Consider the following 12613-nt stretch of genomic DNA (forward strand, 5'->3'; position numbering starts at 1 on the left):
TGCTGCCGGGACGGCTTATCCGGTAACCGGCAGGCGCACCGTGCCGTCGTCGTCACGCTTCAGCGGGCTGTAGGCGACGACCGCATTCAGCGGCAGATCGGCATAAAGATGCGGGAACAGCTGTCCGCCGCGGCTTTCCTCCCACCGCACCGCGTCGCCCATCGCCTCCAGATCGACGGCCGCGACGTGCAGGTCGTTCTGCCCGGCGAAATGCTTGTTGACCGTCTCCGTCAGTTGCGCGGCGGTGGACAGGTGGATGTAGCCGTCCTGCCGATCGACGGGCGCGCCGGTGAACACGCCGTCAGTCTCCAGCGTCGCCATCTGCTCGGCGGTCAGCACCTTGTATGCGGTGGTCGGGTGCGTCATTCGCCATCCTCCGGGCCCTGGCTCAGGTCGTCGCCGACCGTTGCATCGTCCTGTGCATCGATCACCGGGGTCTCGTCGGCCAGATTGGCCTCCGCCTCGTCCTCGGTTTCCTCGATCCGCGCCGCCGACACGACATGCTCGTCCGCCGCCACGTTGAACAGGCGCAGGCCCGCCGAACCGCGACCGATGACGCGCAGCGACGCCAGCGACATGCGGATCAGCTTGGCCTGGTCGGTCACCAGCATCAGCTGGTGCCCCTTGGTCGCCGGGAAGCTGGCGACGACATCGCCGTTGCGGGCGATGTTGTCGATGTTGGTGATCCCCTGGCCGCCGCGGCCGGTGCGGCGATATTCATAGGCCGAGCTGAGCTTGCCATAGCCGTTGGTGCACACCGTCAGGATGAACTGCTCGGCGGCGCGCAGTTCCTCGTACCGCTCGGGCGGCAGTTCCGGCTCGCCTTCCTTCTCGCCCTTCCAGGGGGCGAAGCGCAGATACGCCTCGCGCTCCTCGGAGGTGGTGCCGACCCGGTGGAGGACGGACAGCGAGATCACCTCGTCCTCGCCCTTCAGCGCGATGCCGCGCACGCCCGTCGCGGTACGGCTCTGGAATTCGCGCACATCGTCCGCGGCGAAGCGGATCGCCTTGCCGCAGCGGGTGGCGAGCAGCACGTCGTCGCCCGCACCCAGCAGCGCGACGCCGATCAGCCGGTCCTCGCTTTCCTCCTCGAAACGCATCGCGATCTTGCCGTTCGAGGGCACGTTGGTGAACGCGTCCATCGAATTGCGCCGCACCGCGCCCCGGGCGGTGGCGAACATGACGTGCAGCGCACCCCATTCCGCCTCGTCCTCGGGCAGCGGGAGCACCGTCGAGATCGTCTCGCCCGGGGCCAGCGGCAGGAGGTTGACCATCGGCCGCCCGCGCGTCGCGGGGCCGCCCTCGGGCAGGCGCCAGACCTTGTAGCGATAGACCTTGCCGTGGGTGGAGAAGAACAGCACCGGCGTATGCGTCGAGGTCACGAACAACTGCGTGACGACATCCTCGTCCTTGGTCGCCATGCCCGAGCGGCCCTTGCCGCCGCGGTTCTGCGCGCGGAAGCTGTCGAGCGAGGTGCGCTTGATATAGCCCTGCATGGTCACGGTCACGACCATGTCCTCGCGCTCGATCAGGTCCTCGTCATCGATGCCGTCGGCGGCCGCCGCGATCTCGGACCGGCGCGGCGTCGCGAACTGGTCGCGCACCGCCACCAGCTCGCCGCGCATCACCTCGTACAGCTTGGCGCGGTTCGCCAGGATTTCCAGCAGCTCGGCGATCGAGGCGGCCAGTGCCTGCAACTCCTCGCCAATCTCGTCACGGCCCAGCGCGGTCAGGCGGTGGAGGCGCAGGTCCAGGATCGCACGCACCTGCGTGTCCGACAGGCGGTAGCTGTCACCCGTCACCTCGACATCGACCGCCTCGACCAGCCGGATATAGGGTGCGATCTCGGCGATCGGCCATTCGCGCGCCAGCAGCGCCTCGCGCGCGGCGGCGGGCGAGGACGATCCGCGGATGATCCGCACCATCTCGTCCAGATTGGTCACCGCGATGACCAGGCCCAGCAAGATATGCGCCCGCTCGCGCGCCTTGTTCAGCTCGTATTTGGAGCGGCGGGTGATCACCTGCTCGCGGAACTGCACGAACGCCTGGATGATGTCGCGCAGGTTCAGCAGCTCGGGGCGGCCCCCGCGGATCGCCAGCATGTTGGCGGCGAAGCTCGATTGCGCAGGCGTATGCCGCCAGAGCTGGTTCAGCACCACCTCCGGCGTCGCGTCACGCTTCAGGTCGATGACGATGCGCACGCCTTCGCGGTTCGACTCGTCGCGAATGTCGCTGATGCCCTCGATCCGCTTTTCCTTGGCGGCCTCGGCGATCTTCTCGACCAGCGCGTTCTTGCCCTGCTGATAGGGAATCTCGGTCAGCACGATCGAGCGGCGGTCGCCGCGCCCTTCCTCGATCTCGTAGCGCGAGCGCACGATGACCGAGCCGCGCCCGGTATTGTAGGCCGACCGTGCGCCGGCCCGCCCCAGGATCACCGCGCCCGTCGGGAAGTCGGGGCCGGGGACGATGTCGATCAGTTCCTCGATCGTGATCGCGCCATTGTCGATATAGGCGAGGCAGGCGTTCACCACCTCGCCCAGATTGTGCGGCGGGATGTTGGTCGCCATGCCGACCGCAATGCCGCCCGCGCCGTTGACCAGCAGGTTGGGGAACTGCGCCGGCAACACCTGCGGCTCGCGCTCCGACCCGTCATAATTGGGCTGGAAGTCGACCGTGTCCTTGTCCAGATCGTCCAGCAGCGTGTTGGCGACCTTGGCGAGGCGCGCCTCGGTGTAGCGCATCGCGGCGGGCGGATCGGGGTCCATCGAGCCGAAATTGCCCTGGCCGTCGATCAACGGCACCCGCATCGACCAGTCCTGCGCCATGCGCGCCAAAGCGTCATAGATCGCGCTGTCGCCGTGCGGATGGTATTTACCCATCACGTCGCCGACGATGCGGGCGGACTTGCGGTAGGGGCGCCCGGCGACGAAGCCGCTTTCCGCGGCCGAATAGAGGATGCGACGATGCACCGGCTTCAGGCCGTCGCGCACGTCGGGCAGCGCACGCGCCACGATGACGCTCATCGCATAGTCGAGATAGCTCGACTTCATTTCGTCGACGATCGAGATCGTCGAAATGTCGGAGGGTTCCGCGAGCATCGTCTCGTCGGCCAAAGCAGCTACTTTCAGGCTTGTGTCAGTTGGGAAACGACATCCCTAGCCGCTCCGAAGGCGCCTGACCACCCCCGCGCACGCGCGCCTGCGCGAGGGGGCGGGGCAGGGGCCAAGTCGTTGCAAATGCTGTCGCAAGGCCCCCGCCACCGTCAGGGTGAAACCTCTTTTCCCTCCCAGTCGAACAGCTTGCCACTGTCGATCACCCGCAACCCGTCGATCACGTCCAGCAACTGCACCGCCGCGCGCCCGGTGTCGAACAGCCGCCCCGCCTGGACATTGGCCTGAAAGGGCCTGGACAATGCGGTATCCACGGTGCCGGGGTGCAGCGCGACCACGATGGAGCGGTCGTTGCGTCGCTTCTCCTCGACGGAGGCGGTGCGCACCAGCTGGTTCAGCGCCGCCTTGGAGGCGCGGTACCCATACCATCCGCCCAGCCGGTTGTCGGAGATCGAGCCGACACGGGCGGAGAGGGCGGCAAACACGGTGCGCCCGGTCCGCGGCATCAGCGGCAGGAAATGCTTGGCGACCAGCGCGGGGCCGATCGCGTTGACCGCGAATTGCCGGTGCAGCCAGGCGGGATCGAGGTGCGCGATGCTCTTCTCGGGACTCCGTTCGCTCGCGTGCAGCAGGCCGGTCGCGACGATCACCAGATCGGGCGCGGTGGAGAGCGAAGCCGCCGCTGCCGCGATGCTGGCCTCGTCCTCCAGGTCGATATGATCCGCACCGGCAAAGGACCGCGCAAAGCCGCGGGTTGCGATATTCTCGTCGCGAAGCGCCTCGACCAGCGCGGCACCGATCCCGCCGGATGCGCCGATCACCACGGCCTGTTTCGCGCTCATCGCCGGAAGGTCCACTGGTCGGCGCTGCTCGCGGCCGCGTCATAGGCATAGCCATCGGCATCGAAGCCGCGCATCGCGTCGGTGTCGGTCACCCGGTGCTCGACCAGCCAGCGTGCCATCAGCCCGCGCGCCTTCTTGGCGTGGAAGCTGACGAAACGGTCGCCTTCGCGGAAATCCACCGCGATCACGCGGATGTCGGCGGGCAGGCGGCCCTTGACCGCATGCCAATATTCCTGGCTTGCCAGATTCAGCACCGTTCCCGATCCTTCCGCCGCCACATCCTCGTCCAGCAGGGTCGCGATCCGGTCCCCCCACCATTCGGTCAGCTTCGTGCCCTCCGGTGCCCAGCGCGTTCCCATTTCCAGCCGGTACGGCCGCATCGCATCCAGTGGGCGCAGCAGGCCATACAGGCCCGACAGCATCCGCAGATGATCCTGGGCGAACGCCACCTGCGCCTCGTCCAGCGTATAGGCGTCCAGCCCCGCATAGACGTCGCCGGCAAAGGCGAACATTGCCGGGCGCTCCGGCGCGTCCGCAAACCCGGCGAAACGCTGCGCGTTCAGCGTCGCCAGTGCCGGGGAGATGCGCATCAGGGTGCCCAGCGCCTCGGCCCCCAGCTTTGCGGCAGCAGCGGCCAGTGTCTGTGCTTCCCCGGCAAGGCGCGGATGGGTGCGGGTATCGACGGGCAGCGGGGTGTCGTAATCGAGCGTCTTGGCGGGCGAAATAACGGCAATCATGGTGAAAGCGGCGCTACAGGCGGGAGCTTCGCTATTCAATCCGCGTTCAGCGTTCGATTGGCAAAAGGGGGTGGTTCGCTTGAATGGGTGGGCGGCTGCCCCTAGAAGCGCCCTAACCCTTTTCCACGCGCAAGATGCTCAACAGGAGAGATTCCGCATGAAGATGTTCTCGAAGCTGGCACTGATGGCGGTGCTTGCCACGGGCGTCAGCACGATTGCCGTCACCGCACCGGTGGCCGCTGCCCAGAAGAACAAGAAGGAAGAAGCCGGCGGCCTGAAGCTCAGCCCGGATGCCCTGAAGGCCGCGCAGACCGCGCAGCCGCTGCTCCAGGCCAAGGACTATGCCGCGGCAGAGCCGGCGGTCGCCGCCGTCGAGGCCGCGGCCAAGACCGAGGACGACAAGTATATCGCCGCCGCGCTCCGCTACGATCTGGAATCGGGCAAGCTTTACGGCGCGCAGGCCGCCAATCCCAACGCGCCGCTCGACGAAACGGTGCTGGCCAAGCCGCTCGACACGCTGATCGCCAACGCCTCGACCCCGCCGGCCGACAAGGCGCGCTATGCGTTCCGTCGCGGTGCGCTCGCCTATAACGGCAAGCAGTATCCGGTCGCCTTGCAGATGTTCCAGCAGGCCAAGCAGCTCGGCTACAACGATCCGCAAATGCCGCTCCTGATGGTCAAGGCCAAGATGGAGACCGGCGACGTGGCGGGCGCCAATGCCGATCTGGATGCCGCGATCCAGCAGATCAACGCGTCGGGCCAGAAGGCGCCGGAGGATTATTACCGCTACGCCATCGCGCGTTCGAACCAGCGCAAGATGGTACCGGAAACGCTTGGCTGGATGCGCAAGTGGATCGCTGCCTATCCGACGTCGAAGAACTGGCGTGACGCGCTGGTGATCTATGGCCTCCAGCCCGGCTCGCTCGCCACGCTGGACAAGAACCAGAAGATCGACCTGTTCCGCCTGATGCGCACCTCCAAGTCGCTCGCCGACCAGAACGACTATCTGGAATATGCCCAGAACGTGTCGGAAAAGGGCCTGCCGGCAGAGGCGGAGGCGGTGCTGCGCGAAGGCACCGCATCGGGCAAGATCCCGGCCGGCAACAGCGCGGCCAAGGCGATGCTGGCGGACTCTGCGGCCAAGGCCAAGGCGGAAGGATCGCTGGCCCCGACCGAGAAGAAGGCACTGGCCGCGGCCGACGGCAAGCTCGCCGCGGTCACCGGTGAGGCCTATTACGGGCAGGGCAACTATGCCAAGGCGGTCGAGCTGTACCGCGCCGCGCTGCAAAAGGGCGGCGTGAACGCCGACGAGGTCAACACCCGCCTCGGCATCGCGCTGGCAGCACAGGGCAACAAGGCCGAAGCCAAGGCCGCCTTTGCCAACGTCAAGGGCGCACCCCGCGCCGACCTGGCCGGCTTCTGGACGACCTGGCTGGACTCGCAGGCCGCCTGATCAGGCAGCCGGCAACGAAGAAGGGGCGGTCCTCGCGGGCCGCCCCTTTTTGTTTCTGGGGTGTGGTGAGGCGAAGCCTCACACATCTAGGGTCGAATTCGATCAGACGTGGTTGCGCTCACCCTTCGCCGCCTTCAGCGTCTTTTCCCTCTCCCGATGCTGGAGGGCGCGGCGCAGCCGCGGAAGGGTGAGGGTGACCAAAGGCGATCGAAATCCACTCTGATCCGTTCGTGCTGAGCGAAGTCGAAGCACATCCCCCGCGGCTCACCCAGGGGTCGATCAATCGCGTGACAAGCGCCCTTAAGTCCGTTCGTCTCGAGTACTGTCGAGTAGCAGCAAAGCTGCGTATCGAGATGAACAGGTAAACATGCTCCCAGCATGTTCAGGATCGTCCGGGGGGCGATCCGACCTGTTCATCGTATCGAGAGACAGGCCCCCCGCGCCTCAATCCACCGTGACCGGGATCCCCGAAACCTGCTTGGCGGTACGGATCGTCAGCGACGTCTTGACGCTCGCCACATTGGGGGCCGGCGTCAGGTGCGTCGTCAAAATTTCCTGAAAGCTCTTCAGGTCTGACGCGACGATCTTCAGAATGAAGTCGATCTCACCGTTCAGCATGTGACATTCGCGAACCTCGGGTATGCCTGCGACGTGATTCTCGAACGCGGCCAGATCATGCTCGGCCTGGCTGCGCAGCGACACCATCGCGAAGACGGTGATCGGGAAGCCCAGTCGCGCCGCATCCAGATCGGCATGATAGCCGCGGATCGCCCCGGCTTCCTCCAGCGCGCGAACCCGGCGCAGGCAGGGCGGGGCGGTCAGTCCGACGCGTTCGGCCAGGTCGACATTGGTCATCCGCCCATCATCTTGCAGCAAAGCCAGGATTTGCCGGTCGATGCGATCAAAGGCCATTACGCGAAACTCCACATATACTCGTCATTCCCAATCCATAGGAACGCCGATACATAAGAAAATTGCGGGCAAACGCAATTGTCCCACATTGCGACGTGCTTATTTTGAGCCTTTGCACCCGGCACCGGACGTGCGTAAGGACGGAAGTATCGGTGCTGCGCTCGGCAGTCCGGCCAAGGGGTTAGCACGTGCGGTTCGATGACAGCCTGAAGACGGTTCTTTCCGCCGAAACGGCGACCGGATTCGGCGCGCAATCGTCATGGCGCCAGTTGGTCGACCTGATCGGCCGTGGCCGCGTTCCCGCCGACGATGCCGCGATCGAGCGTCTGCGCACGCTGCGCCCGCATGTGCCCGACGCGGTGCGGGCCGCCAGCGCGCGCGCGCTGGCCCTGACGACGCCCCCGATTGCCCTGGTCGCCTTCTTCGCACAGGACCTGCCCGCCATCACCGGCCCAGTGTTGCGCACCGTGACGCTGGATGACGGGGACTGGCTTGCCCTGCTGCCCCGGCTGACGCCGGCGGGCCGCTCGGTCCTGCGCCATCGCCGCGACCTGTCGCAGGCGGTGCGCCGCGGGCTGGAAAGCTTCGGGCCGACCGATTTCGTCCTGCCCTATCAGCCGGTGGAGGCGCCCGCGGCCGCTGCGGCCACGGCTCCTGCTCCGGCGGCTATATCCGCTCCGTTCCCGGATCCCGCCACCCCCCGTTCGGACAGTTCGTTCGTGGCGCTCGGCGATGTTGCCCGCGATCTGCCGCTCATCGCCCGCGCCCGGCTCCACGCCGATACGCAGGCGCCGCTCGGTGCCGATCCGTTGCCCGAGCCGGCGGGGCCGCCGCAACGCTTCGAAATTGCCGATCTTGTTGCCCGCATCGACGCTTTCAACCGTCAGCGCGAAGCGGAGCCGCGCGTGGCGCCGCCGCCGCTTCCCGAAGAACCCGAGCAGGATCGCTTCCGGTTCGAAACCGATGCGCAGGGCGTCATCCGCTGGGTCGACGGCGTCGCGCGCGCAGCACTGGTCGGTGCCAGCTTCGCACTCGCCAGTGCGCAGGGCCATGTGCAGTTCGACGGCGTCGCCACGGGTGCGTTCCGGCGGCGTTCCGCCTTTCGCGACGCGCGGTTACAGGTTGGCGGCCGCTCCGACGCCGCCGGCTCCTGGCGCGTCTCGGGCGTCCCCTCCTTCGACCCCCTCACCGGACGCTTCCTCGGCCTCCAGGGCACCGCCCGCCGCCCCCGCCCCGACGAATGCACCGCGCCCACATCCCCGGCCACTGCCTCAGACTCCCTGCGCCAACTCGTCCACGAACTCCGCACCCCCACCAACGCCGTCGCCGGCTTCGCCGAGTTGATCGAAAGCGAATTGCTGGGCCCGGTGTCGGCCGTCTACCGTGCGCGTGCAGCCGAGATCCGGCAACTGGCCGGCGATCTGCTGGCGGCGGTTGAGGATCTGGACACGGCCGCACGTATCGAGGGACATGCGCTGGACCTGCGGCCCAGCGTCGTTCCGGTGTATCCCTTGCTGAACCGGATCATGGCTGATCTGGCGCCGTTGGCGGGGTTGCGGCATTGTGAGGTGGTGCTGGACGGGGCGGATGCCCGACTAGCGGTCGCGGCGGATGATCGGGCGGTGGAGCGGTTGGTGGCGCGTCTGATGGCGGCGCTGGTGTCGGCGTGCGTGATCGGGGAGCGGATCGGGATCGTGGCGGCGGATGCGGGCGACGGGGCGGTGGCGATCACGATCGACCGGCCGATCGCGCTGCCGGTCGACGGTGATGCGTCGCTGCTGTCGCTTGATGCGGCTCCGGAGGAGAGCGAGGGCGAGGGCGGGCCGTTGCTGGGCACCGGTTTCGCGCTGCGTCTGGCGCAGAAGCTGGCGGCGGAGATGGGGGGCGGGCTGATGATCGGGACGCACCGGTTGACGCTGCGTCTGCCGGCGGCGGTGGCGGAGCGCCCGATGGAGCAGGCCTCGACGCTGTAGGCGGCCCAGGTGCGCGGCCCCTTTCGCATGCCGGCCGTGGAGCGGGGCGAACGGGTGCGCTGGTTAGCCGATTTCGGCCGGCGTTTCATGGTCTTCGTCGATGTCGAGGAGGAGTTCGACTGGGCGGCGCCGTTCACCCGGTCAGACTATACGACGACCGCCATCCGCGCCCTTCCGGCGGCACATCGGCGATTTGCCGATGCTGGCGTGGCCCTGACCTTGATGGTCGATGCGCCGATGGCGGCCGATCCCCAAGCCGTCGCGATTTTGCGCAACGTGGCGGGTGACGGCCGCTCGACGATCGGGGCGCAGCTTCATGGATGGGTGACGCCGCCGTTCGAGGAAGCCGTCGGTGTGCGGAACAGCTATGCCGGCAATCTGCCGCCCGCGCTGGAGGCAGCGAAGATCGATCATCTGACCCACGCGCTGGCCGAGGCGTTCGGGAAGCCGCCGATTGCCTTTCGCTCGGGTCGATATGGCCTGGGGCCATCCACCCTGGGGATGCTGGCGGCGCGGGGATACCGGATCGACAGTTCGGTACGCGCCTATCACGATTACAGTGACCGCCATGGGCCGGACTTCGCTGCGATCGGCCCCGCCGCCTTTGTCCGCGACGGCATGCTGGAACTGCCGCTGAGCACCGCATTCATCGGCGCGGCGCGCAGTCAGGGTCCGTGGATCTATCCGAAGCTCGCACGTCTGCCGCTCGTCCTGGGGGGCATGGCACGGAGCGGCATGATGTCGCGTATCGCCCTGACCCCGGAGGGGATGCCGGTGGCTGCGGTTATCGCCGCGATCGACGCCCTGCTTGCCGGGGGCGAGCAGTTGCTGGTCTTTTCATTCCATTCGCCGTCGCTTGTTCCCGGACACACGCCCTATGTGCGTGATGCGCGTGACCTGTCGGCGTTTTGGGAATGGTGGGAGATGATCCTGGACCATCTGGCAGAAAGACGGGTCGTGGCGGCCAGTCTGGCGGACGTTCTCACGTCGCCGGATCGACGCCCGGCGGGGGCGGATCGGACAGGGGCGGGCTAGAGCAACCGGGCCGGAAGTCTCCCGGCCCGGCGTATTGGTCTTAGTTGCTGTCCGAATCGTCGTCGCTGCGGACGATATCGATCACCGGAATGGCAACGATGCCAGCCAGCAGAACCGCGGCGAGGATGCCGCCGCCGCCGAGCTTGTTGCTCTTGGCCGAAGGAGTGCCTGCACGTGCCTTGCCGACCGACAGCTTGGCAGCGGGATTTGCCGGGGCAGCCGCTGCGACAACCGGCGTTGCGATCATCGACAGAGCCATGGCCGAACCGATAAGCTTCTTCATACTGGAACTCCCTTTTTTGCGCAGTGCGCGCCCGCCCGGTAAACTGACGAGCGCGTACAGTGTTCCTGCAAATCATTAAAAAAACAATGTGGGATGCAGAAATGGCATTAAATCCTTTTATTCGTGATCATTACCCGACAAGGATTGTCCATGTCCGACGCCAAGTGAGAGTGACACCAGACTGCCGCCAGCGATGTTGCCGATCGTGCTGACAACGAGGTTCGATGCAATCGCCACAGTGCCTCCGCTCATGCCGGCCATCAGGCCGATGGGGATCAGCGACATGTTGGCAACCGAATGCTCGAACCCGGCGGCCACGAAGATTGTCACCGGCCCGATGATCGCCAATATCTTTGCCGGAATGCTGCCAGCGGACATCGCCATCCAGACCGCCAGACAGACGAGGATGTTGGCCAGCACGCCCGAGGCGAAGATCGTGACCGGCGCCTTATCGAGCTTGTCCTGAGCCACCCGGACCGCCGCCTCGCCGACATGGCCCTCCAGTCCCTCCAGCCCGCCTGCTGCGGTGAAGAGCGCCGCCAGCACGACACTGCCGACCAGATTGCCTGTCCAGGCGACGACCCAGGCGGTGAACAATCGCCGGCCGGTGAGCCGGTGCATGGCGGCGGGCAGGGTGAACATGGTGTTGCCGGTGAACAATTCCGCACCGGTCAGCATCACCAGGATCAGGCCGACGGAAAAGGCAGCTCCGGACAGAAGCTGGGCCCCGCCGGTCATCGGATACGCATTGGCCTGCACAATCAGAAAGGCGATCGAGCCGAAGCCGATGAACATTCCCGCCAGCATCGCCAGCACCATCATCCGAGCCCATGGTAGTTCCGCCTTGTCGGCAAGGGCGTCGGGCGCGGCTTGCGCGATATTCGCGCCGGTCGGATCGTTCATGCGCTCGCCTTTCGCGTATCCACCCATAGATGCTTGACCATCACCCAGGCCGCGACCGTCAATGGACCGCCGATCAGGATGCCGACCACGCCGAACAGGCCGCCGGCGATGAACAAGGCGAACAGCGTTACCGCCGGCGGGATCGACACCGCGTATCGCATGACCAGCGGCGCCATCGCGTTGCCCTCGATCTGTTGCCAGACAACGAAGAAGCCGACCGTCCAGGCAAAGCTCTCGACCCCGAGGGTCAGGGCAAGCAGGCAGGCCGGAATGGCGCCCAGAAAGGGACCGACCAGCGGGATGAATTCCAGCAGCCCGGCGACGATCGCCAGTGCCAGCGCGGACGGCACCCCGATAACGCTGAGGCCGATCAGGACGGCCGTGAAGGTTGCCGCCATCGACACCAGTTGACCCAGCAACCAGTTGCGCAGCGCCCTGGCAGTCGCGTCGGATGCCTCACCCACGGGGCCTTGGGCGCTGTGCGGAAGCATCGCCAGCATGCCGCGCCGGTAACTGTCCGGGTCGGCCGCCAGATAGATGCCGCCAAGGATGGCGAGGATCAGGCCGGAAACCGCGCTCGATGCCACGGCCAACGCGGATTGCACCATCGAGGCGAGGGTGGACCCGTCGGGCATGGCGGTGTTCATCACCGACCTGACCCGGTCCTCGCCGATCCACTGCGCGAACCGCTGCCATGCGGCCGGCAGGCTGTCACCCAGCTTGCCGAGCTGGCTGCCGATCTCCCGACCGAACAGCATGGTGCCCCCGGCAAGCACCGCGATGATCACCAGCCCTGCGAGGATCAGGGCGATACTGCGCGGCAAACGGACGATGCGGCAGAGGGCGGCCGCCGCGGCGTGCAGGATGACCGCGACCAGAATGGCCGCGAAGACCAGCAGCACGATGTCGTGTAGCCACCACAGAAGCAACGCCAACGCCGCAAGGGCGATCGCCACAACGGTCCGCAACGCAAAATCGGCAACCATCTGCTGGCGATCGGATGGTGGGGGCGGCCGGTCGGGAATGTTCATCAACCTTTCTCACCGTCCCGTAGCGTGACGTGCGCAAGTCTGCCGGTGTCGCGCATGGCCCTTGCAATGGCCGGGTTGGCGTTGATTGCAGTGTCTGGAGGCCATAAAACCGAATGGTAACGGGAAAGGTCCGCAACGGTTCTCCCGTTCGGTCCGAGCGCCTGTTTGCCTATATGGTGAAGGCGGTTCGGGCGGCACCCTAATGCGGGAAGGTCTGAAGGTTTCCGCGTGCGTGGAAAACAATGCAGCTATCATCCTTTTGCGGGATCGCTGCCGCTTGACAGTTCTGATCGCCACTAATTAAAGCAAATCGCGATAAGAATGGTCGAACCGA

Annotated in this window: 11 protein-coding genes; 3 read left to right on the top strand and 8 right to left on the bottom strand. The window is 66.4% G+C overall.

Features of this window, described 5'->3' with window-relative positions; translation table 11 throughout:
• Positions 1-15: 15 nt before the first annotated feature.
• The 4 genes from GQR91_RS12675 to yaaA all read right to left on the bottom strand — a co-directional run bounded on the left by GQR91_RS12675 (position 16) and on the right by yaaA (position 4689).
• Positions 16-366: a DUF952 domain-containing protein gene (locus GQR91_RS12675; protein ID WP_149683516.1), complete on the bottom strand. Its 351-nt coding sequence runs from the start codon at positions 364-366 to the stop codon at positions 16-18.
• Positions 363-3113: a DNA gyrase subunit A gene (gene gyrA, locus GQR91_RS12680; protein WP_112383959.1), complete on the bottom strand. Its 2751-nt coding sequence runs from the start codon at positions 3111-3113 to the stop codon at positions 363-365. The genes GQR91_RS12675 and gyrA overlap by 4 nt, the downstream gene beginning before the upstream one ends.
• 149 nt (positions 3114-3262) lie before the next feature.
• Positions 3263-3952 (bottom strand): SDR family NAD(P)-dependent oxidoreductase, encoded by a 690-nt coding sequence (locus GQR91_RS12685; RefSeq protein WP_149683517.1) that lies wholly within the window; start codon positions 3950-3952, stop codon positions 3263-3265.
• Positions 3949-4689 carry a peroxide stress protein YaaA gene (gene yaaA / locus GQR91_RS12690; protein ID WP_149683518.1) on the bottom strand — a complete coding sequence of 247 codons (741 nt, stop codon included), beginning with the start codon at positions 4687-4689 and terminating at the stop codon, positions 3949-3951. Before yaaA ends, GQR91_RS12685 begins: the two co-directional genes overlap by 4 nt.
• Positions 4690-4846: 157 nt before the next feature.
• Here yaaA and GQR91_RS12695 point away from each other — a divergent pair, with 157 nt between their 5' ends.
• Entirely contained in the window at positions 4847-6142 is a 1296-nt protein-coding gene (locus GQR91_RS12695; RefSeq protein ID WP_112383956.1) for a hypothetical protein, read from the top strand.
• 444 nt (positions 6143-6586) lie between these two features.
• On the opposite strand, the gene GQR91_RS12700 is transcribed toward GQR91_RS12695, so the two are convergent.
• Positions 6587-7054 (bottom strand): Lrp/AsnC family transcriptional regulator, encoded by a 468-nt coding sequence (locus tag GQR91_RS12700; protein ID WP_112383955.1) that lies wholly within the window; start codon positions 7052-7054, stop codon positions 6587-6589.
• Between the two features lie 188 nt (positions 7055-7242).
• Between GQR91_RS12700 and GQR91_RS12705 the strand changes: the two genes are divergently transcribed.
• Both GQR91_RS12705 and GQR91_RS12710 read left to right on the top strand, forming a co-directional pair.
• Positions 7243-9027 (top strand): sensor histidine kinase, encoded by a 1785-nt coding sequence (locus GQR91_RS12705; RefSeq protein ID WP_149683519.1) that lies wholly within the window; start codon positions 7243-7245, stop codon positions 9025-9027.
• 9 nt (positions 9028-9036) lie between these two features.
• A complete protein-coding gene (locus tag GQR91_RS12710; protein WP_235904193.1) occupies positions 9037-10062 on the top strand; it encodes a polysaccharide deacetylase family protein in 1026 nt (341 codons plus the stop codon).
• A 40-nt stretch (positions 10063-10102) separates the two neighbouring features.
• On the opposite strand, the gene GQR91_RS12715 is transcribed toward GQR91_RS12710, so the two are convergent.
• The 3 genes from GQR91_RS12715 to GQR91_RS12725 form a co-directional block, all read right to left on the bottom strand.
• Positions 10103-10345: a hypothetical protein gene (locus tag GQR91_RS12715; protein WP_112383952.1), complete on the bottom strand. Its 243-nt coding sequence runs from the start codon at positions 10343-10345 to the stop codon at positions 10103-10105.
• 117 nt (positions 10346-10462) lie between these two features.
• The gene (locus tag GQR91_RS12720) at positions 10463-11248 is read right to left on the bottom strand and encodes a formate/nitrite transporter family protein (protein ID WP_235904195.1); all 786 of its coding nucleotides are present in this window, start codon (positions 11246-11248) and stop codon (positions 10463-10465) included.
• A complete protein-coding gene (locus GQR91_RS12725; RefSeq protein ID WP_149683521.1) occupies positions 11245-12279 on the bottom strand; it encodes an AI-2E family transporter in 1035 nt (344 codons plus the stop codon). The genes GQR91_RS12720 and GQR91_RS12725 overlap by 4 nt, the downstream gene beginning before the upstream one ends.
• Positions 12280-12613: the final 334 nt, after the last annotated feature.

The sequence above is a fragment of the Sphingomonas carotinifaciens genome (genome assembly GCF_009789535.1).
Classification (GTDB): domain Bacteria; phylum Pseudomonadota; class Alphaproteobacteria; order Sphingomonadales; family Sphingomonadaceae; genus Sphingomonas; species Sphingomonas carotinifaciens.